Annotated in this window: 17 protein-coding genes, 1 tRNA gene and 1 pseudogene; 9 read left to right on the forward strand and 10 right to left on the reverse strand. The window is 62.8% G+C overall.

The annotated features are described in order from the left end of the window. The first annotated feature begins 39 nt into the window (after nt 1-39). Both K0H49_RS15845 and K0H49_RS15850 read left to right on the forward strand, forming a co-directional pair. On the forward strand, nt 40-1,782 hold the full coding sequence (locus tag K0H49_RS15845; protein WP_219214332.1) for an ABC transporter permease: 1,743 nt from the start codon (nt 40-42) through the stop codon (nt 1,780-1,782). Nucleotides 1,783-1,794: 12 nt separating this feature from the next. Then, complete coding sequence (locus K0H49_RS15850) at nt 1,795-2,877, forward strand: ABC transporter ATP-binding protein (RefSeq protein WP_219214333.1); 1,083 nt, start codon at nt 1,795-1,797, stop codon at nt 2,875-2,877. A gap of 132 nt (nt 2,878-3,009) precedes the next feature. Here the strand turns inward: K0H49_RS15850 and K0H49_RS15855 are convergent, their stop codons facing one another. From K0H49_RS15855 to K0H49_RS15875, 5 genes are all read right to left on the reverse strand, one after another. Next, nucleotides 3,010-4,119: a glycerol dehydrogenase gene (locus K0H49_RS15855; RefSeq protein ID WP_219214336.1), complete on the reverse strand. Its 1,110-nt coding sequence runs from the start codon at nt 4,117-4,119 to the stop codon at nt 3,010-3,012. A 38-nt stretch (nt 4,120-4,157) separates the two neighbouring features. Then, nucleotides 4,158-5,324 (reverse strand): epoxide hydrolase family protein, encoded by a 1,167-nt coding sequence (locus K0H49_RS15860; protein WP_219214339.1) that lies wholly within the window; start codon nt 5,322-5,324, stop codon nt 4,158-4,160. A 6-nt stretch (nt 5,325-5,330) separates the two neighbouring features. Further along, a complete protein-coding gene (locus K0H49_RS15865; protein WP_219214341.1) occupies nt 5,331-6,341 on the reverse strand; it encodes a zinc-dependent alcohol dehydrogenase family protein in 1,011 nt (336 codons plus the stop codon). Nucleotides 6,342-6,385: 44 nt separating this feature from the next. Then, a complete protein-coding gene (locus K0H49_RS15870) occupies nt 6,386-7,387 on the reverse strand; it encodes an ABC transporter substrate-binding protein (protein ID WP_219214344.1) in 1,002 nt (333 codons plus the stop codon). Nucleotides 7,388-7,551: 164 nt separating this feature from the next. Next, nucleotides 7,552-8,055, reverse strand: a complete 504-nt coding sequence (locus K0H49_RS15875) for a 2,4'-dihydroxyacetophenone dioxygenase family protein (protein WP_257624909.1) — start codon at nt 8,053-8,055, stop codon at nt 7,552-7,554. Between the two features lie 467 nt (nt 8,056-8,522). Here K0H49_RS15875 and K0H49_RS15880 point away from each other — a divergent pair, with 467 nt between their 5' ends. Further along, on the forward strand, nt 8,523-9,047 hold the full coding sequence (locus K0H49_RS15880; RefSeq protein ID WP_257624910.1) for a TetR/AcrR family transcriptional regulator: 525 nt from the start codon (nt 8,523-8,525) through the stop codon (nt 9,045-9,047). 19 nt (nt 9,048-9,066) lie between these two features. Here K0H49_RS15880 and K0H49_RS15885 read toward each other — a convergent pair whose 3' ends face one another. After that, nucleotides 9,067-9,924: a LysR family transcriptional regulator gene (locus tag K0H49_RS15885; RefSeq protein WP_219214349.1), complete on the reverse strand. Its 858-nt coding sequence runs from the start codon at nt 9,922-9,924 to the stop codon at nt 9,067-9,069. Nucleotides 9,925-10,337: 413 nt separating this feature from the next. On the opposite strand from K0H49_RS15885, the gene K0H49_RS15890 reads away from it, so the two are divergent. From K0H49_RS15890 to K0H49_RS15900, 3 genes and pseudogenes are all read left to right on the forward strand, one after another. After that, nucleotides 10,338-11,138, forward strand: a complete 801-nt coding sequence (locus K0H49_RS15890; RefSeq protein WP_219214352.1) for a helix-turn-helix domain-containing protein — start codon at nt 10,338-10,340, stop codon at nt 11,136-11,138. Nucleotides 11,139-11,227: 89 nt separating this feature from the next. Then, nucleotides 11,228-13,786 carry a penicillin acylase family protein gene (locus tag K0H49_RS15895; protein WP_219214355.1) on the forward strand — a complete coding sequence of 853 codons (2,559 nt, stop codon included), beginning with the start codon at nt 11,228-11,230 and terminating at the stop codon, nt 13,784-13,786. A 121-nt stretch (nt 13,787-13,907) separates the two neighbouring features. Further along, nucleotides 13,908-14,382 (forward strand): annotated as a pseudogene (locus K0H49_RS15900) (transposase); the annotation flags it as partial. A gap of 355 nt (nt 14,383-14,737) precedes the next feature. Here the strand turns inward: K0H49_RS15900 and K0H49_RS15905 are convergent. After that, on the reverse strand, nt 14,738-15,445 hold the full coding sequence (locus K0H49_RS15905; protein WP_219214357.1) for an SDR family NAD(P)-dependent oxidoreductase: 708 nt from the start codon (nt 15,443-15,445) through the stop codon (nt 14,738-14,740). A 17-nt stretch (nt 15,446-15,462) separates the two neighbouring features. Further along, a complete protein-coding gene (locus tag K0H49_RS15910; protein ID WP_219214360.1) occupies nt 15,463-16,227 on the reverse strand; it encodes an SDR family NAD(P)-dependent oxidoreductase in 765 nt (254 codons plus the stop codon). A gap of 97 nt (nt 16,228-16,324) precedes the next feature. On the opposite strand from K0H49_RS15910, the gene K0H49_RS15915 reads away from it, so the two are divergent. Next, nucleotides 16,325-17,251 carry a LysR family transcriptional regulator gene (locus tag K0H49_RS15915; protein WP_219214363.1) on the forward strand — a complete coding sequence of 309 codons (927 nt, stop codon included), beginning with the start codon at nt 16,325-16,327 and terminating at the stop codon, nt 17,249-17,251. Nucleotides 17,252-17,929: 678 nt separating this feature from the next. Here K0H49_RS15915 and K0H49_RS15920 read toward each other — a convergent pair. Then, nucleotides 17,930-18,304, reverse strand: coding sequence for a winged helix-turn-helix transcriptional regulator (locus K0H49_RS15920; protein WP_219214365.1), 375 nt, complete (start codon nt 18,302-18,304; stop codon nt 17,930-17,932). Between the two features lie 66 nt (nt 18,305-18,370). On the opposite strand from K0H49_RS15920, the gene K0H49_RS15925 reads away from it, so the two are divergent. Both K0H49_RS15925 and K0H49_RS15930 read left to right on the forward strand, forming a co-directional pair. Then, nucleotides 18,371-19,240 (forward strand): enoyl-CoA hydratase/isomerase family protein, encoded by an 870-nt coding sequence (locus K0H49_RS15925; protein ID WP_219214367.1) that lies wholly within the window; start codon nt 18,371-18,373, stop codon nt 19,238-19,240. A gap of 200 nt (nt 19,241-19,440) precedes the next feature. Further along, a complete protein-coding gene (locus tag K0H49_RS15930) occupies nt 19,441-20,400 on the forward strand; it encodes a quinone oxidoreductase family protein (RefSeq protein ID WP_219214369.1) in 960 nt (319 codons plus the stop codon). A 390-nt stretch (nt 20,401-20,790) separates the two neighbouring features. Here K0H49_RS15930 and K0H49_RS15935 read toward each other — a convergent pair. After that, nucleotides 20,791-20,866, reverse strand: a tRNA-Asn gene (locus tag K0H49_RS15935). Between the last annotated feature and the right edge of the window lie 62 nt (nt 20,867-20,928).

Consider the following 20,928-nt stretch of genomic DNA (forward strand, 5'->3'; position numbering starts at 1 on the left):
ACGGACGACTTCATGCAAATATTCAAAGAAGTTACAACCATGACCTCGATTCACCACGGCAGCTTCGCAGATTCCCACTCTAAATGGATGCCGGCGATATCCAGATGGTCCCCAACGGTGGCGGTCGTGTCGCTTCTGGTTCTCCTCGTACTGGTGCCTGTCGGCTTCCTGCTGTTGTCCAGCTTCAAGCCAGACGGCTCGCTGACAGAAGATGGGTTCACGCTGGCGAACTACGCGACGGTGTACCTCGATGCCGAATTCTGGGGGATCCTGTGGCAGACATGCGTTTTCGTCGTGGGCTCGACAGCGGCTGCTCTTGTTCTCGGGACTGGCCTTGCGTGGCTGGTGGAGCGCACCGACCTGCCCTACGGCAACGTGATCCGGATCTTCATCATCCTTCCGCTCGCCACGCCACCGCTTCTTCTGGCCATCGCCTGGCTCATGCTGCTCAGCCCGCGCAGCGGTGTGCTGAACCAATGGCTCATGAGCCTGTTCGGCCTGGAGACGGCGCCGCTCAATATCTCCTCGATGGGAGGAATGATCTTCGTCGAGGCGCTCGCGCTCGTCCCGACGGTCTTTCTCATGATGGCGCCGGCGTTCCGGCGCGTCGATCCAAGCCTCGAGGAAGCCGCGCTGATGGCAGGGGCGAGCACGTGGACCATCGTCCGCCGGATCATGCTGCCGATCCTTCGCCCAACGCTGCTGGCGTCCACGGTGTTCCTCGCGATCGTCGGCTTCGTGGTCTTCGACATCCCGGGCACGTTGGGCATGCCAGTGCGAGTGTTTGTGCTGAGTTCCCAGATCTACTACCTGATCGGTTCCAGCCCCGCCGGCGTTCCGGCCTATGGACAGGTCAGTGCGATCGCGACGTTGTTCCTGGTGATGCTCGTCTCGCTGGCGCTCGTCTATCAGCGCCTGACCAGCCAGTCGCACCGCTTCGTCACGATCACCGGCAAGAGTTTCCGGCCGCGCCGTTTTGTTCTGGGGCGTTCGCGATGGATCGGGATGCTGTTTGTGGGGATCTATTTTCTGCTTGCCATCATCCTGCCGCTCGGCATCCTGGTATGGACCAGCCTGATGCCCTACCAGGGGCCGGTCAGCTGGGACATGGCCTCAAGCGCAACCCTGTCCAATCACCGGGAGTTCCTGAGCAATCCCTCGACGCTCAAGGCCGTGTTCAATTCTCTGGTAGTCGCGGTCATTTCTGCGACGGTCGTTGCGATGCTGTCAGTGGTCATCGGTTGGCTGGTGGTGCGATCGACGGTGCCGGGGCGCCGCGTGATCGACATCCTGTCCTTTCTCCCCATCGCAGTGCCTGGGATCATGATGGGTGTCGCGCTGATGTACGTCTACCTCACTGTGCAGATCGTGCCAATCTACGGGACGATTTGGATCCTGGTGATTGCCTACATCACTTCTTATCTGGCTTTTGGCAGCCGCTCAGCGCAGGGCGTCATGTTCCAACTTCACAGGGAACTGGAGGAGGCGGCCGAAATGGCAGGGGCCAGTCGACTGCGCATTTTCTGGCGCATCACGCTCCGCCTCACCATGCCGGCATTTGTTGCCATCTGGATCTGGGTTCTCGCCCATGTGGTTCGAGAGCTCTCTACCGCGCTGATTCTTCACGGCCGCTACAACACGGTCGTCTCAACTCTGATCTGGGACTACTGGACAAACGGCGGCGCCACAGGCGCAGCAGCCATCAGCGTCTGGCTCATCGCTGCCCTGGCCTTGCTTCTCGGGTTTTCGCAGTTCCTTGGCCGCAAAAATCAACTCTCATAGGGGACACCCACCATGCTCGACGTCACGCAAATCACCAAACGGTACGAGGGCGTCGATGCCCCCTATGTTCTCAAAGGCACCAGCTTTACGGTCGCCTCGGGGGAGTTCTTCACGTTACTCGGACCGTCCGGCTGCGGCAAGACCACGCTCCTTCGATCGCTCGCGGGTCTTGAAACACCCGACACGGGCGAGATCCGGTTGCATGATCAACTCCTGTTCTCAAGCGTGGATGCTGTCCGAGTTCCTGCAAACAAGCGAAATATTGCCATGGTGTTTCAGTCCTATGCGATCTGGCCGCATATGACCGTGGGCGAGAACCTGATGTTTGTGCTGGATGCCCAGGGCGAGCCGCGCGCTCGTGGGCGCAAGCGAATGGAGGAAGCTCTCGAGATGGTCGGACTTGCAAGCTTCAGGGACCGATCGGCCAGCCAACTGTCCGGCGGGCAGCAACAGCGCGTGGCTCTCGCTCGTGCTGTAGTCAAAGGATCCAAGCTCCTGCTCCTTGACGAGCCCCTGTCGAACCTTGACGTGGAGCTTCGGGTCCAGATGCGGGCCGAGATTCGAGATCTCCAGCGTCGCCTGGGCGTCACGGCGATTTATGTCACACATGATCAGGAAGAAGCAATGAGTCTGTCGGACCGTGTTGCCGTCATGCTGGATGGAAATATCGTTGAACTGGATACGCCAGAAAACCTCTACTTCCGGCCACGGCACGCGTTCACGGCCCGCTTTGTGGGGCAGTCGGGTCTGATCAACGCCACGTTGAAAAGAAGGCTTGGCAACCAGGTCGAGATCGAGACCGCATTCGGGCCGGTGACGGCAGGCAGTGCGCCGGACCATCAGACGGAAGGCCCGATCGCTCTGCTGGTGCGCCCGGAGCACATTGACATCTCCGCGCCCCGAGAGCTCGACGGCGAGAACACCTTCGCAGGTGTGATCAGGAAGGTGACGTTCCTTGGCCGGATGTTCGAATATCAGGTTGCCCTGCGCAGTGAAACGCTGCATGTCCAAACCGTTTCGGGTGTGCGTTTCAGCACCGGCGATGCAGTGACCTTGCGCCTCCCGCCGGCGCATTGCGTCGTTGTCACGCTGTAGCGCACCGAGGGCAGCGGCAACGTTGCACGCAAACAGCTGGAATGGACGGCCCGGCCGCCTTGCGGCCGCCGCGCAACCTCGACTTCAGGCGATCTCGAGCACCACTGTGCGATGACCGGTTGGTGGCAACAGTCAGTGGACAGGCACGGTCTGATCGAATCCAGGGGCACGACCCATGGTGTCCGCCCGGATCATTGCGTCGACGATGGAAGCGGCGCTGAACACATTGGAGCTTCGCTGAATGTACTGGGCGGTCAGACTGTGCGTTGCGATCCCTCGCAGAGTCACGGAATCGGGGTCGGTGAGGCCGACACCCCTGAACGTCGAAGGAAGGCTGACCGAGCGATAGAACCCGATGAGGTCCTGCACTTCCGCGTCGGGTCGACCCTCGAGGATCAGCTGCGTCAACAGTCCGAACGCAACCACCTCGCCATGCAACGTGCCGACGGTTTCGGGGAGGGCGGCAAATCCCCGCGTCAAGGAATGCGCGATGGCGAGGCCGCCGCTTTCGAAAGCGAGCCCGCTGAGCAGGATGTTCGCTTCGACAACGCGTTCGACCTCGTCCGTCACGCAACCCTTGCGCACGGCCTCGGTGGCCGCCTGTCCGTGTTCGCGCAACTGTCGGTAGCAGGCATCCGCAAGTGCCATCGCGGTATGAGACGGCCTGCCGCCGAACATGTTCACGCCGTGACCCTTCACGGACAGCTCGACCTCGAATTTCTTGGAGATGGCATCGCCGATCCCTGCCGCGAAAAGCCGCGGTGGTGCCTTGGCGACAATGCCGGTGTCCACCAAAAGGACATCCGGGTTGAACGGAAGGAAGCGGCCTTCTGAAAGTCGATGCTGGTCGTCGTAGACCACCACGACACGGCTGGTGGGAGCGTCGTTGGATGCCGCGGTCGGAACCACAATGATCGGCAGGCGCCTGGCCATCGCCACACCCTTCGCCGCGTCGATCGCCTTGCCCCCGCCGAGCCCGACGATGACGTCTCCATGCTGCCGACTGGCGAGACGATCGATCTCTGCGGCCGTGCATTCGCCATTGAAGATCTCGATATCGGCCTCTCTGATGCCTAGCAAGTGCAGTTGGGTCGCGAGTCGCTCGTGCACCACCGCATCGACAACAACAAAAGGCGTGGTGCCGAGGCTGCCAACGGCTTCCGGGAGCCGGCTGAGGACCCCGACACCCTGAATGTAGAGACGAGGCGAGCCAAAGATGATCGGATGCGTGCTGTTGGACATTGGGGTGCAAGGCCTGGAAAGGTGTGGATCGGTTTGGCCTACGACATCTGCGCGGCGAAGAAGCAGCGCATGTCCTCAACGAGCAGACCCGGCTCCTCGAAGCCCGGGAAATGCCCGCCCCGCGCCATGGTTGACCAATGAACGACGTCATAGCTTTTCTGCACAAAGCTGCGCGGCCGACACGGAAAGACCCGGTCGGGAAATGCCGCGACGCCGGTGGGGACGCGGACGCGGCTGCCAGCCGGGAATTTGTCCGACCCTTCGAAGACCGTGCCCCGGTATATCCACGTGGACGTGACAAAGGACCCGGGCGCCACGTAGCACATGATGTTTGTCAGCAGCTGGTCTTCGCTCATGACCTGCCAAAGATTCGGGCTGCCATCGGCGGACAGCGGAACATCGAGCCAGGCACCGAATTTCTCCAGGATCCAGGCCGCGACACCGACGGGGCTGTCGCTCATCGCGATCCCCAGTGTTTGAGGCCGGCTGCTCTGCTGGTGGGTATAGCCTCTCTCTTCCGCTGCGAGGCCGGCGCGTCTGTCCATCCAGGCGACTTCCTCCGGCCCGATGGGCACCGCGTCGGCGGCGTCGACCAACACCATGCTCAGATGCAATGCCGCAACGGCTTCCGGGTGGGCATGGGCCATCCATGCCCCAATGGCACAGCCCCAGTCGCCGCCGTGCACCAGGTAGGCGCGCGAACCGAACAAGGCCACCATCAGCTGATGGAACTGCTCTGCGATCTGCCGCGGTCCCAGCGGTGACGCAGGGCGACCTGAGAAGGCAAAGCCCGGCGGTGAGGGGACCACGACATCATGACCGTCGGCCACAAGTGGCGCGATCACCTGTTCGAACTCGATGAATGAGCTCGGCCAGCCGTGAATGAGCATGACGGGCGACCGCGACCCATTGCCGCGGACATGAACGAAATGCAGCCGTTGGCCGCCGATGTCCGCGATGTACTGCGGCCACATCCGGTTGAGTCTGGCTTCTTGCGCGCGCCAGTCGAATCTTCTCCGCCAGTGATCGACCAGCCTGCCGAGATCGGCGAGCCCGACGCCCGAACTCCAGCCTCCTGCATCGGGAAGCATTGACCAGTCGAACTCTGCAACCCGCTGCTGAACCGTCGACAGGCGTTGATCGGCCACGGCGATCGCAAAGGGCTCGATCGACAGCGTGCGCTGGCGCGTGGATGGCGCTTGCATTGGGCGTCAGATCTCGAGGACGATCTTCCCGAAGTGGGCGCCAGATTGCTGGTATGCGAAGGCTTCCGCCAACTGCTCGACCTTGAACGTCCGCTTGTCCAGCACGGGCCGGATGCGGTGTTCTTCGAGAAAGGCGATCAGGTCGACCTGGTCCTGGTAGTTGCCGTTCAGGCACCCCTGCATCCGGATCTGTTTGGCGAGAACAGGGATGAAAGATAGCTCGCCGGACAGACCGCCGAGGACTCCGATGACGGCAATGTGCCCACCCACGCGGACGGCTGTGATCGACTGCCCAATGGTCGCCGGACCACCGACGTCAAGGACGTGATCGACACCTTTCCCGTCCGTCCAGTCCAGTGCGGCCTGGCCCCAGTCGGGCCGGGTCCTGTAGTTGATCAGATGGTCCGCGCCCAGCCTGGCCAGTACGTCGAGCTTGTCGTCGGATGACGAGGTGGCTATGACTGTGGCGCCCGCCGCTTTGGCAATCTGCAGGGCATAGACGGAAACGCCGCCAGAGCCTTGGACCAGTACCGTCTCGCCGGGCTTCAACGGTCCATGGACTTGCAGTGCCCTCCACGCGGTCACGCCGGCCGTGGTAACGGTGCCAGCTTCCGCCGCGCTGTAGCCTGCGGGGGCGTGGGTGAAACCACGCGCTGGGGCCGTCATGAACGAGCAGGCAAATCCGTCGACGCCGTCACCCGGGGTCTCGGCAAAGCTGCTGACGAACGGTGGTCCGGACCGCCATTGCGGAAACGCGGACCCCACCACCAGGTCGCCCGGGGCAAAGTCGGTGATGTCGCTTCCCACGGCTTCGACGATCCCGGCCCCGTCTCCCAGGAGGATGCGGCCGTCGCTCACCGGCGAGCGACCGATGGCGACACCCAGGTCGTGGTAGTTCAGCGAACTCGCCTGGACCCGCACCCTGATTTCGCTGGCGGCAGGCTGTCCCGGCGCCGGGCGCTCCACCTGTTCGATCCGGTCGAGCCCGCCGGGTTTCCTCAGAACCATTGCTTTCATCGAAAGTCTTCCTGTGGGTTTCCAAATGAAGAGAACAGTGCTGCCTATTTCGCGGAGGCGCGTTTCAGCAGTTCGTTGTAGCGAGAGATCCAGCCGGCCATCGTCGCCACGTCGCCGATCGGATACTCCGCGACCTTCCGCCCTGCGAGCAGCTTCGCGGTCGCCGTCGAGGGAAGGTAGGCATTGCCCCGGCCGGTCGAGTCCTCATAGGCCTTCGCACCTTCTTCGGTCGTGAGCCATGCAACGAACAACGCTGCGGTCTTCGGGGCGGGAGCCTTCTTGTTGATGACGCTGTAGTTCGTCGTCGTCGGCGTCGGGTTGAGCATGATGATCTCGATGGGTGCTCCGGCCTTTTGGGCAAAGACGGCAGTGTGATAGTTGCCCAGCGCAACGGACACTTCGCCTGAAGCGACGTTTTGAGCGAGCGAGGCGGTGCTGGTGTTCAGGATCGGCTGCTGTGCGACGAGCTTTTCCACGTAGGCCGTCGCCTTGTCTCCGCCCCAGTCGGCGGGTAGCTGCGCAAGCGGATGGGAAAACACGGGAAGGCCTATCTTCCCCTTGTATTTGGGATTCAGGAGATCGTCCCATGTGCGCGGCTTTTCGGCCTCCGGCACGCTCTTGCGAGAGACCAGCGAATACACCGAGACTGCCGTGATGACAGCATAGGGCGCGGGCACGAACGTCTTGGAGACCCCATAGGTCTTGGCGTCGAATTCGGCCAGCAGACCGCGGCCCGCCAATGCGGCGGCCTGGTCGGCAGGGACCGTTGCAATGTCGGGTGCCTGTCCAGCCCGTGCCTCCTGGGCAAACCGCGTTGCCATCTCTGCACCCAGGAGCGTCAGATGCTCGATCTTGAGGGCCGGGAACCTCGTTGTGAAAGCCTTGATCACGGGTGATGTTTCATTCTGCGTGCCGGTGGACACCCAAAGCGCGGCCGGCTCCCCGACGGCCTTCTTGGCCAGGTTGTCGAGATCGTCGGCCGATGCGGACGCGGTTGCGACCGTTGCGGCGATCGCAACGATGCTGAATGCCAGTGAACGGATCATTTTTGTCTCCATGGAATGGACAGGTTTTCTTGTCGGCGACGGTCGGGAACCGGGCTGGGTTCCTGCTCACAGCTTTTCAATATGGCGAAGAGCGACAGGGCGCCCGATCGCCGGCCTGGTGTCGCTGGGACCACCCGTGATGTGCACCGTGCGTACCTGCCGGTTCACCGGACGAATCTCTGAACGTGGTCGATGCCCAGTCCGCATTGCGCGTACCAGCGCTCGCACAGCGCAATCTTGGTGAGCGAGTTGTCGTAGCCCACGGGCTTGCCGTCGTCGTCCACCTTGATCAGGCCGCCCTGCACGATGAAGAAGGTGATCATCTCGTCGTGCTCGCCCTGCGCGTCCACCACCAGTGTGTGGACCTCGCCAGGTGGCTCGTAGACAAAGCTGCCCTGGCTAGCCACCCAGTCGTGCTCCAGATAGCGCCACGAACCCTTGATCACGTAGCCGAAGACGGGCGCGTTGTGGATGTGGCGCCCCAGGTTGCCTCCTCGGCGCACGCGCAGCAGGTTGGCCACCGTGCCCGTGGTGCGATCCAGCATCAGGGGGCGAAACCAGATCTGTTCGCCTTGGGGAACCCACTCGCGTTCGTCCGCGGGCTGCGCCAACTCGACGATTTCGCGCACCATATGCGCAGAGGATTGGAAGGCCGCGAGGGTCGGCATGCTGTTCATCCTTGGCACCCCCGTCGGATGGAGATCGATGGGAAAGAAACCTCCGGACTTTCAGAGACGCCGGTCGCCCTGACAGCTGTCAGTGCAGTTGAGGAAGCTGCCGACCCGGCAGCCCGCGTGAGGGAGGACGACCACCGGGGGTCGGCCTTGACAATGTGAGAAAGCAAGTTGATGTCTCCGCTTTTGGTTGGAATCGAGGGCTGAGAAGCACAGCGATTGCTGTAATGCCGTCATGAATTAGAAGAGTGCAACATCGAGAAGTCCAATACGGATCTGAGCTCGATCGATAAACTACTCTTATGGCGCTCTGGCATGCAGGTGGAAGGCACCGGTATCGCGCTCGGCACGGGCTGGGTGCGCAGGTCGACTGCGAGGCTGTGCCGATGCAGACGGAAACAGGCTACTTCGGTCGGATCCTGCGCTAGACTGCCTCGATGCTTAGGCCGACCAAGTCCCAGATGAACGCCCAGATCGTCGACCGCGCCGCTGGGCTGTTTGCCAAGCACGGGTTCGATAACACGTCGCTTCAGCAGATCGCGGACGCGATCGGGTATTCGAAGACGGGGCTGCTCTATCGCTTCCCAAGCAAGGCGGCGATCTACGAAGCGGGTTTCCAGGCTGGACTCGACCATGTCACGGCGCTGCTGGCCAGCGTCGAAGGGATGCGTCCCGGGATCCGGCGCGACCGCACTGTCATTGCCTCCTATGTCGACTTCACCTTCGAATGGCCAGGCGTGTCGGCTTTCGCCAATCGGCTATCGGGCACAGAAGAGAGCACCGAACCGAGGCTCATGGAAATCGCCTTGCTCATCTACAAGGCGCTTGGAACCGACCCGCAAAAGGCCAAGACGCAGCGGATCGTCCGCATCACGGTCGCGTTCTCCGGCCTAGGCATCGCGGCGATGGCCGCCGTCCGCCTGGGGCAGCAAAAAGAATGGCGCAGCGACATCATTGAATCGGCGATGAAGGCGCTGGTCCACTGAGCACGGCGCGGCAAGATCGCTAGAGCGTCGGCAGTATCGACTGCAAGTGATCGGCGAATGCAGCCGCCATGACCGTCGGGGGTTCAAGGCTGAACTCGATAGTCAGGCCGACCATGGGTAGCATGGGTAGCACATCACCGGCCGGCAGGATCTGGAGATCCGATGGTACGGCGGATCGAGTGAGGACCGCGATGGCCCGGCCTGAACGCACGATGGCGAGCAAGCCCGAGATGCTGGCGCTGGCGTAAGCCAGTCGGTAGCTGCGTCGGGCAATGTCGAGCCGCTCGCGCGCCGCGCGGTGGTCCAGCGTGTCGGGGTCGGACAGCGCAAGTTGCAGCGGCTCGCACGCCGCCACGACGTCGTGCCGCAAGCCCACCCACACCAGCGGTTCGTGGCGAATCGCTGGTTGCTTGCCGCCCACCCCGATCGTGGAGACGAGCGCGAGGTCGAGCGCGTGTTTTTTCAACTGCTCGTCGAGCCGGGCGGTCGGCGCGCAGAACACTTCTACGCGGACCTGGGGATACAGGTCCGCGAAGCCGCGCAGGATCTGCGGCAGGAACGCGACGGCGTAGTCCTCTGGGCAGCCGAAGCGCAGCGTTCCCGACAGCATCTCGCCTGAGATCTCGGCCAGCGCCGCATCGTGGTGCTGCAGGATCGTGCGTGCATGGCTCAGCAAGCGCTCCCCGTGCAGCGTAAGCACGACGCCGCGACCGGTGCGATGCAGAAGCGGCTGGTTCAACGTCTCTTCGAGCTTCTTGACCTGCATGCTTACCGCTGCCTGTGTGCGGCCGATCCTGGCCGCGGCGCGCCCAAGGGTGCGCGCCTGTGCAATCGCCACGAAGGTGCGCAGCAGGTCGATGTCGAGATGGCGGCTCAAAGCATGGCTTTTTTGGGGCGCTCTATTTTCCTATCGATTTGGTCTGATTGCAAACACAGTGGTCTGAGAGCTCGTTGCCGCCATCGGCGCTGATAGCTGGAATAAGAAAAATTCACTTGGCGCACGCACCACGTGTTTCTAGACTTCACAGCCTCAAACGGAGCGCGTCCTTCATGTCTTGCGGCGGCGATTCCGTCTTCTGGGAAAAATTCCGTCGGCGTTTGATCCAGTACGTATGTGCAACGCAGGGCCTATACCTGGATGCTGTCGTGCTGCAGGGCCGGCAGGGGGCGCCCGCGTTGATTTGACCCCGAGAGCGAGCGACGCTGAGGCCGAGTTCGGCACGAGGCTGCTGAAGCAGGCCACCGCGCACGCCACATTCGCCGGTAGACCGGCCCACCTCGTTCTACGGTATGCAGAACAACTACCTCCATTTGTGGGATGACCGCTTTCTCTACATTACGCCGTCCATTCACTCGGGTCTGACGGCTCGCCCCTCGGCCACGCTCCTGGTGTCGGCCAGCGGTCGACCCTTCGAACTTGCAGGGCTGGACGGCACTCGGGTACGCTGTACAGCGGCGCTTGTGTCGCCGCACGTGCCGCGCCGGCTCGATGTCGACGGATGCGGCCTGCTGTCGCTCAACACCGAGCCGTCTTCCAGCGTGGCGAGGATGCTGGAAGGCGTGCAGGGCAATCGCGGCATCCAGACCATCGACGCCCACTGCTTCGGACACCTGCGCGAGCGCTTCGAAGCCGCTCTGCAGGGCGAACTGCGCAATGACCAACTGCGCGAACTCAGCACGCGCATGGTCGAAGCCGTGGCCGGTCGTCCCCTGCATCACGTGCCGCTGGACCCGCGCATCCAGCGCGTGCTGGAGCGAGCACGAGCCCATGTCGGACCGCTGCCGCTGCGGGATTTGTCGGCCGAGGTCTGCCTCTCACCCGATCGGCTAACGCATCTGTTTAGCCAACAGTTGGGGCTGTCGATCAAGCGCTATCTGCTGTGGACCAAGGTGCGGCGTACGGTTCAGCAGTTCGCGAGTCGCGGCGGCCCGCTGGCGGACATCGCGCACAAGGGCGGATTTACGGACATGGCCCACATGAGCCGTACCTACCAGCGGTGCTTTGGACTGGTGCCTTCATTCCTCGCCAACGGCGCACATGTGAAGGTGCGCTCCGATCTCGATGCGTTGCACACGTGGGGTCCACCCTGAGGAAGACGGCCGGTGCGTACAACGGGCGCGCGCCAGTCGTCCCTAAGCTCTTCTGCACTCCCCAGCGGAGTCCGTTCACAGGAGACACAATGCAACAACGACAACTCTGGCGCGCCACGAGGCACTTGGGCCTGATGGCCATCGCAGCCGCGCTCGCCGCATGCGGCGGAGGAGGGGGCAACAACGGCTCGCCTTCTGCCGGCATTTCGCCGCCCGCTTCCGACAACCCGGCGCCTCCTGGCAGCGGCGCGACCGCTTTCAAGGTCGAGATCCGCCGTACAGCGATGGGCGTGCCTCACATTAAGGCGGCTGACTGGGGCGGCGTGGGCTACGGCTATGGCTATGCACAGGCGCAGGACAACCTCTGCACCATGGCCGACGCATTTCTCACCTACCGCGGCGAGCGGTCGAAGAATTTCGGTGCCGATACGCTGCTCGTGTACACGGGAACGATCGGTCGGCCCAAGAACATTGAATCCGATTTCTTCCACAAGCAGGTGCTGACCAGCGAGACGGTCGACGCTTTCGCGCAAGCCCAGCCCGACAAGCTGAAGAAGCTGGTCGAAGGCTTCGCGGCCGGCTACAGCCGCTACGTGCGCGATCTAAAGGCCGGTGGCGAAGCCGGCGCGCACGAGGCTTGCCGTGGCGAGGCCTGGGTGGTCCCCATCACGGCAGGGGATATCTGGCGTCGCCTCTACGCGACCAACTTAACGGCCGGTTACGGCAATTTCGTGACGCAGATCGCCAGTGCGGTCGCGCCAGCATCACCGGCAGGCCCGGCGCAAACATCGGTACGCGCGCTGCGTCGCACGCAGAACACGCAGCTCGCCGCGCTGCGCACCCAGCCCCCGAAGACGCCGGCACTGGAAGTGGGAGGCAAGCATGGCGTAGGCAGCAACATGTTCGCCTTCGGCACGGCGGGCACGGGCGACGATAGCGCGCTGCAGTTCGGCAACCCGCACTGGTACTGGCGCGGCCCCGACCGCTTCTACCAGGCCCAACTCACCATTCCCGGCGAGTTGGATGTGAGCGGGGCTTCCTTTCTGGGCGTCCCGGTGATCCTGATCGGGTTCAACCAGAACGTCGCCTGGAGTCACACCGTATCGGCCGCGCGGCGCTTTGGCCTTTATGAACTCACGCTGGCCGAGGGCGACCCGACCAGCTACCTGCGCGACGGCAAGGCGGTGAAAATGAAGCCCAGCACCATCGCCGTTGATGTCAAGGGTGGCCTCACGCAAACCCGCACGCTCTACAAGAGCGAGTATGGCCCCCTCATCAACCTCGCCAGCATGAGCCCCGCGCTGGCTTGGAACTCACGTACGGCTTTCGCAATCCGCGACATCAACGCCGACAACTTCCGCTCCTTCCGAACCTGGCTGCGCTGGGACCAGGCCAAGTCGCTCGAAGAATTCATCGCCATCCAACGCGAGGAGGCGGCGATTCCGTGGGTCAACACCACTGCCGTGGGTCGCGGAAGTGCCAAGGCCTGGTACGCGGACATCACAGCCGTGCCGAACGTCTCGCCGCAGCAAACCGAGCGCTGCACTACGCCCGTGGGCAAGCTGCTTGCCGCAGCGCTGGAACGCGTACCGGTGTTCGATGGATCGCGCAGCGAGTGCGATTGGCAGACCGACCCCGACTCAGTACAGAAAGGATCTGTCGGACCTTCGCGCATGCCGAGCCTTTTGCGCGACGACTACGTGGCCAACATGAACGCGAGTGCTTGGCTCACCAATCCGAATGAGCGGCTCAATGGCTATCCCGCCATCTTCGGCGGCGTCGAAACCGGGTTCACCACCCGCTCTCGCCTCGGCCATCTGATGGCGCAGGGCCGTCTGAGCGGCACGGACGGCTATGCGGGCAAGACAGCCACCGTAACGACGGTGCAGCAGATGGTGCTCGACAGCCGCGTCTACACTGCGGAGCGCTTCAAGGCACAAGCGTTGGCCCTGGTGTGCGCGGTCCCCAGCATCGATGTGACGTCCTACAACGATCCTTATCTGGGTGGTACCCCCGCAGGCACTGTCGAGACCGCCGAGGCCTGTGCCGCACTGCGCGGTTGGGATAACACCGACAACATCGAAGCGCGGGGCGCTCATGTCTGGGACGAGTTCTGGGGGCGGGTGGAGAACGCGATCCCAAAGAACGATCTCTATGCCGTGCCTTTTTCCACCGAAGATCCGCTGAACACGCCGCGCGAGATCAGGAGCAATGCGACAGATGCATTGCGCCAGGCATTCGGCGCTGCGTTGATGCGCATCAAGGCCAGCCCCTATCCGGTGAATGCGCCGCGGGGTGACTACCTGTTCGTCACGCGCAACGGCCAGAAGATCCCGCTGTTTGGCGGAATGAGCGACATCACGGGTGTCTTCACCACCGCGGCCACCTTCAATCGCCTCGATCGCGGTGGCTACAGCCTGGACGGCGATTCGGTCATTGCCAACAGCTATATGCAGATCGTTCGCTTTCCGGCTGGAAAGGTTGAGGCCGACACCTTCCTGACCTACTCGCTCTCGGACGACCCGGCCTCGGCGCACCACGCCGACTACACCCGTGCCTACAGCGCCAAGCGGTGGTTGCGCATTCCTTATACGCAGGCGGAGATCACTGCCGACTCCGCGTACAAGACCGTGGATTTGAGCGAGTAGGTGGGGCGAGCAGCGGCCAAACAGCGAGGATGCGGCTCCGGCTCCTGCCGGTGCCTGCCTTCGCTCCGTCTAAGGATGGTCTGCAAAACAGGCCCGAGCCTTGCAAGATCTGATTCCATGATTGCCAAACACATGTTTCAGCGACTCAGTTCGGCTTGGCCTGAACCGATCGACGAAGCAGACGCGCAAGCCCGAGGTCCTTGATGAGATGGATTGGGTGGCGCCATGGAGCACGCTCGTGCAGATCGTCGAGCCGCAGAGCTCTCGAGCCAAGACTCGCCGCTCGCCATTTGCGATCGAGACGACATTGCGCATTCATTGCTTGCAGCAGCGGTTCGGACCGAGTGAACCGGCAATGGAAGAGGCGCTGCGCGACGTGCCGCTGCAGCGGGAGTTCGCAGGTCGGGCGACGGCGTCAGCGGCTTGCCCGACGAGACCACGATCCTGAGGTTTCGCATCCGTCGAAGGTTCAAGACCTGGCCGTCGACGTGCTGCGGGTGGTCTACGACATTCTGCAGGAAAAGGACCTGTGCTTCGTTCCGGCGCTGACGGGCAGGCGCTTTGGATCGGCGGCCCGCGCCGCTGCTCTATGCGCTTTTCGTGGACCACCCTGTGGTTCGATATCGCGCAGAGGGCGCGCACGACGGCGATGACATCCTGAAGATCGACGAGCCCGCTATGCACCTGTGCAGGTGCAGAGTTGGCAAGCTTCTACGAGGCGGTTCGCGCACTGATTAGACCGGGTTCCCCGCGAAAAAGCCTTCATGCTACGTGATCCACGGACACGCAAATCGCTTCCGCCCGAGGGTGGATCTCTTTAGGCAGCGCGGGCAATTTCCACTTGACCGCTGGTTTTCCGCGACCTGAGGGCCAACGCGTCGTGTGTCACGCGATTCATTTGAGTCGGATAAAACCTGCTTTCGTTGCCGCGAAAGTGGACTGGCGCTTAGCTCACCAGGGTATGTATGTATCGCGGTAATCGAGGTAAAGATTTAGCCCCGAACCCATGTGTCTCTCCACCACGTCGGCTACTCCTCGAACGCTGGTCTCAAGCTCGATCTCCGGCTCGACGGCGCCGTCGAGTGTGCCCATGGCCGTCCTTGCCCAGCCGGGGTGGATGCTCAGCACCGTCAAGCCGAGCGCCCGGTTTTGCGCATGCATGCCGCGAGCGAGCATGTTGAGCACGGCTTTGCTGGCCCGATAGAGTTCGAGGCCGCCTTCCTCGTTGAGTGCCGTGCTGCCTCGGTGTGAGGTCATGAAGGCCAGGGTAGGGCGGTCGGACACCAAGCGGTCGACAAGATGATGCGCAAGCCGTATCGGGCCGAAGGCGTTGGTCATCATGATGTCTGTGACTTCCTGGTTGGTCGCCACAGCGGCACTCTGATGCATCGCGCCCCAGATGCCAGAGTTGAGGAAGGCCACGTCGAAGCGGCGTGAGCCCAGCGACAGCAGGAACGCAGGGATCTCGTCGGGCCGAGTAACGTCGATGGTCGCCACCGTAAGCCGCCGCGAATCCGCGTTGCCGACCTCCCGCAGTCCGGCAACGTCGGCTCCCCGCCGCGCCGTGCCCACCACGTGCCAGCCGCGCTCGAAAAATTGACGTGCCAGTCCGAGGCCTAGGCCGCGCTCGGCGGCGACGATCAGGATGGATCGGGTCATCCAATAAACTCCCTTGGTCAAAGCGCGGTGTAACCGCCGTCGGCAGCGACGATCGCGCCGGTCATGAAGCTTGAAGCAGGACTTGCGAGGAATGCGACAACCTCGGCGATCTCGTGCACCTGACCGACACGCCCGAGTGGATGCACCGCGCCGTAGCTGGCCAGCGTTGCACGGCTGTCGGGCACGATGCCCTCTAGGATGTCCGTCTCCACCACCCCTGGCGCGACGGCGTTCGCGCGAATGCCCAACCCGCCGTACTCCACTGCAATCACTTTGGTCAGTTGGGCGACCGCCCCTTTGGAAGCTGCGTAGGCTGACGTCTCCTTCAGCGCGACGGTTGATGCGATCGAGGCGATATTGACGATCACACCCCCGCCGCCCGACACCATGGCACGCACGGCCTCACGCGCGTGCAGGAAGCTGCCGCGCGCGTTTACAGCCATCACCGCATCCCATTCGTCGGCGCTTGTCTCCAGCAACGGCTTGTTGAGCGTGCGCCCGGCGTTGTTGACGAGGATGTCGACGCGGCCGAACCGCTGCATCGCGAGAGCCAGCGTGGCGATGGCAGTTTCCTCCAGCGACACGTCGCCGATGAAGGTAACGACTCCGTCGTTCTCCAGTTCTCCCACTGACGGGTTGCAGTCGCTGGCGACGACCACCGCGCCGCGTGCTCGCAGCGCCGCGACACACGTGCGGCCGAGGCCACGCGCGGCGCCCGTGATGATGGCGACGCGTCCTTCTAGGCCTAGCGCGGCCAAAGAATTCTCAGGGGTGATTTGCATGGGCGTTGTCCTTTGGAAGACAACTGTCGCCGATCGGCCGTCTAAAGTGAATACCACCTAAACTGAACGAACTCGTAAGTTGGATCACTGAATCGGAATGACCTCGCAAGCTGAACCGTCCCTGAGCAGCACCGATCTCGCGCAGTTGCGCGCGTTCGAGGTCGTCGCCCGTCTGTTGAGCTTTAGTCGTGCGGCCATGCACTTGGGCGTAACCTCGTCCGCGTTGAGCCAGACCATCGGCAATCTCGAGAAATCCCTCGGCATCCGGCTCTTGAACCGCACGACGCGCAGCGTCACGCTGACGCTGGCGGGAAGCCACCTTCTGTCGCGTGTACATCCCGCGTTGGCCGAACTGGCGGACGCCGTTGCACTGGCGCGCCACCAGCGCAGCCAGCCGGCCGGCATCATCCGGATCCAGAGTTTCCGCGTTGCCGTGGATCAGTTCATCACGCCGATGCTGGCGTCGTTCCACCAAGCCTATCCAGACATCGTCCTCGACGTTGAGATCGACGACCATGTAGCCGACTTCGTGGCCGATGGCTTCGATGCGGCGATCCGCGTGGGAGAAGTGATCGCGCGAGACTTGGTCGCGGTGCCGCTCGGGCCGCCGCTGCGCCAGTTGGCCGTCGCGTCGCCTGCCTACATCGCGCGGCGTGGCGCGCCCATGACGCCCCGCGATCTGGCTACGCACGCCTGCATCGGATGGCGCTGGCCCGGAAAGGCGAGGCCATATCGATGGGAATTCGAGCGTTACGGCAAGGCGCTGGAGGTTGAGGTGGCCGGGCCATTCATCGCGAACAGCCGCGACCTGTGCGTCCGCGCCGCCGCGGAAGGCCTCGGCATCGCCTTTGCGATCGAAGCAGTGGTCGAGCCCTACATCGCTGCGGGTACGTTGATTCCCTTGCTGCAGTCCTGGTCGGCACCGTTTCCGGGCTTTCATCTCTGCTTTCCGGCACAGCGACAAATGTCACCTGCCCTGCGCGCGTTCATAGACGCCATCCGCGCACCCGCGTCCGCGGGTTGAGATACGGACCGACACAAGCGCTACTTCCTAGGTGCAGTGAAACTGCCGTTTGTTCGCGGCACTTTGGCGACTGGGCGATCAGCGTGTGGGGGTCGGATTGCCATCGCCCGATGGTCGTTATTCGCATAGATCACGACACGCCTGCACGGTGGCAGCGGTCACTGAAGGCTGCGATGGCGGGGGCGATCGCGGCGGCGCCGGACAGTGGCTGCTGAGCGCCGAAAACTCCCCCAGCAGCCGATCATGTCGATGACCAGCAGGCCATCCCGCCGGCGGCTCGCTCTTGCGCCATCGATCGTCTGCGCGGCGTGGCTCCTGCTCTCGCCCGTCATTCCTTCTCCTGGTGCGAACGCCTGTGCCGTGACATATCGGATGGCGTCAATCTGATGTCGTGGAGCGCGGCATTGCGGCTGGGTGTCGATCGAGCGGTGGCGTCCATTCGAACACGCTCCAGAGTTGAAACGAAGCCGTCTCCACGTCGTCGAAGAGGGGGATGTCCTATGTCGCTGCTGGCACGCTGTCTTGCGTGCTTCCCGGCTGGGCAGCGGTTCCGGCGCCTGTCCATGCCGTAGGCGTGTCGAGCCGCTACATGGATCCCGAAGTGCGCAGCTTCGTGGATCTGCCTGAGCGCATTCAAGGACAGCGAACTGGCCCGGCTGCGCACGGTCGACGCCACCGTCACGAGGTGACTTGATTCTCGCGAGCGTCATAGCTGCGCTGATAGTCCTGAATTGTGTTCATGTTTTCGACTGTCCAATCGAACAGGATCGAAAACGGTTCTTGCAACGATCGACCGAGCGGCGTCAAAGCGTACTCGACGCCGAGCACGCGCCCATCCAGAATCCTGCGCGTCAGCATGCCGTTGCGCTCCAGCTTGCGCAGCGTCTGCGTGAGCACACGCTGGGTGACGCCATCGAGGCGGCTTTTAATGCCATTGAAGCGGCGAGGCTCGCGCAACACTGCGAGCACCATCATCGACCATTTGTCGGCAATCTGGTCGAGGATCACACGACTCGGACAGTCGGCACGGTAGATCGGGTCAAGTTCATCCATCGGTATCCTCCGGCATCCTTGGGATGCTTCAAGTGCGTAATTGACGCCAAGTATCCAAGCAATACCATGGGTCAACAAGCACACCTGGACAAGGAAACCGAGATGACAGATACGGAATTCAGCAGGCTTCGCATTTCCAGCACGGATGGCGTCGCGAAGATCACGATTGAGAACCCGCCGGTAAACGTCCTCGACGTCCGTCTGATGGGCGAGTTACGCCGCTTTCTTCTTTCCGTTCGCGACGATGAAAGCATTCGCGTGTTGGTTTTCCAGAGCGCGGATCCGGAGTTTTTCATCGCCCATGTCGACATGACATTGATCGACGAGCCGCATGCCTTCGATGATTTTGTTCGTGAAGCACCCGCCGGGCTCAACCCGTTCCAGGCGTTCGGTGAACTCTTGCGGCATCAGCCGCAAGTCACGATCGTCAAGCTCGCTGGATTGGCGCGTGGCGGAGGCGCGGAGTTCATCTCGGCGGCCGACATGGTTTTCGCCGCAGAAGGCCGAGCGGGACTGGCCCAGTGCGAGGCATTGATGGGTATCACGCCGGGAGGCGGGGCCACTCAGTATCTCTCCGGCCGGATGACGCGCGGTCGCGCGCTGGAGGTGATCCTCGGCGCCGATGTCATGGATGCGACAACCGCGGAGCGCTACGGATGGATCAACCGGGCGCTGCCTGAGGCGGAACTCGACGGCTTCGTCGATCGCTTGGCCCGCAACATCGCGGCCTTGCCAGCGGGTGTCGTCGCGGCGGCCAAGAAAGCCGTGCCCATGGCAGACCTGCGGGAAGGTTTTCGCCGCGAGCACGATGCCTGGGCGGGACTCTTCGAGCGCCCGGCAGCTGAAAAACTCATCCGCGCTGGGCTCAAGGCGGGCGCGCAGACCAAGGCCGGCGAGAGGAACCTAGAGGGCCTGCTCAGAGGGCTGAAGGTGTAGCGTCGCTGGAAGCTCGAGCCGCTTTCGGAACTGAGCCCTGCGAGCCTGCCAGTCGTCGCAAGCCTTCCATGCCATTGCGCCAGATCGAGTTCTCGACAGCGATTCGTGAGATGCAGCGCAGAGCCTTCGCCGCGTCAAGTGCGAGGCCGGAATCTGCCACTAGACGATCCCAGATTCACCGACCAGAGAAAGGAGAAATTGTGAAAGCAGCAGTTTATGACGCGGCAGGTGCTCCCGGCGTCTTGAAGTATGGGGACGTCCCCAGTCCAATGACAGGGCCTGACGACGTTCTGGTTTCCGTCGAGGCGATCTCGATCGAGGGGGGCGATCTGATCAACCGTCGCTCAACACCGCCACCGCGTCCTCGCTGGGTCGTCGGCTACGCAGCCTCGGGCACGGTCATCGCAGTCGGATCGAACGTTCGCAGCCGTAAGGTCGGGGATCGAGTCGCAGCTTTTGACATGCAGGGATCGCATGCGGAGCGCTGGGCGGTGCCTGCGGGTCGCACGTGGCTCATTCCAGATGGGGTGGATGCGGCGGATGCGGCGGTGTTGCCAATCTCTTTTGGAACCGCGCATCATTGCTTGTTCACGCGAGGCGCGCTCCGGCCGGGAGAAACCGTTCTCGTCCAGGCCGCTGCCGGCGGCGTGGGTCTCGCTGCCGTTCAGCTCGCGGCACAAGCCGGCGCGACGGTCATCGCCGTGACAAGCGGCACGCAACGAAGCGATCGGTTGATGGAACTCGGCGCCGACCATGTCGTCGATCGAGCGACGAGTAACGTCCTTGATGCCGTCCTGCAGATCACTGGCGGAGTCGGTGCCGACGTCGTCATCGATCCAGTAGGGACGACGCTGCCAGCGTCGCTTGCCGCCCTCGCTCCGGAAGGACGACTCGTCTTCGTTGGCAATGCGGGCGGTGGCAGCCTCACCGTCGACCTTTGGCCACCCATGCAGTCCAACCAGACACTTCTGGGCGTGTTCATGGGACCTCTTTTCGAAAGGCCGACTGTTCGGTCGAGCGTAGACGACCTGCTACAAGCTGTCGCCACCGGCCGTATCCGGGCCGTCATCGAGCGAACGTTCCCCTTGGCCGAAGCTGCCGCGGCGCACCAATTCGCAGAGACGGCCAAGCCGCTTGGCCGCACCGTCATGAAGCCGTGACGCACGTTCGGTCGGTGTTACCGCTGCGGGCGAATGCGGCGCGACGCGCTGCCGATGCGTTTTGCCGGGCGTTGTCGCGTTGCGACCCGATCAAACTGGATCAAGTCGCACCACCAGCAGGCAAAGTTGTCGCAGCCGAGCTCGGCGGCACGAACGCTCCAGGAGCTGCGACTTTGTTCACGCCCACATCTTCGAGCCACGGCTTGTCGCAGCAGGGCATCGACAAGGGTGAGATTGGTTTGCGCGGTCCTGATTGTTGTTCTGCGCAGACAATTTCAGCCTTCGCTGGATCGTGACATGAATCGTGACAGGACTTCACGAAACGCTTGGGTAAAAAAAAGCCCGCTATCGTTTAGATAGCGGGCTCTCCAGAGGCCTTGCGGCTTGTAGTGGCTCCTCGACCTGGGCTCGAACCAGGGACCTACGGATTAACAGTCCGGCGCTCTACCAACTGAGCTATCGAGGAACAAGCCTTAGATTATAGCGTGATTTTTGGGCTCTCCAAAAAACGGAGCTTCGTGATGTCGT

Source organism: Variovorax boronicumulans, from assembly GCF_019352895.1.
Classification (GTDB): domain Bacteria; phylum Pseudomonadota; class Gammaproteobacteria; order Burkholderiales; family Burkholderiaceae_C; genus Variovorax; species Variovorax boronicumulans_A.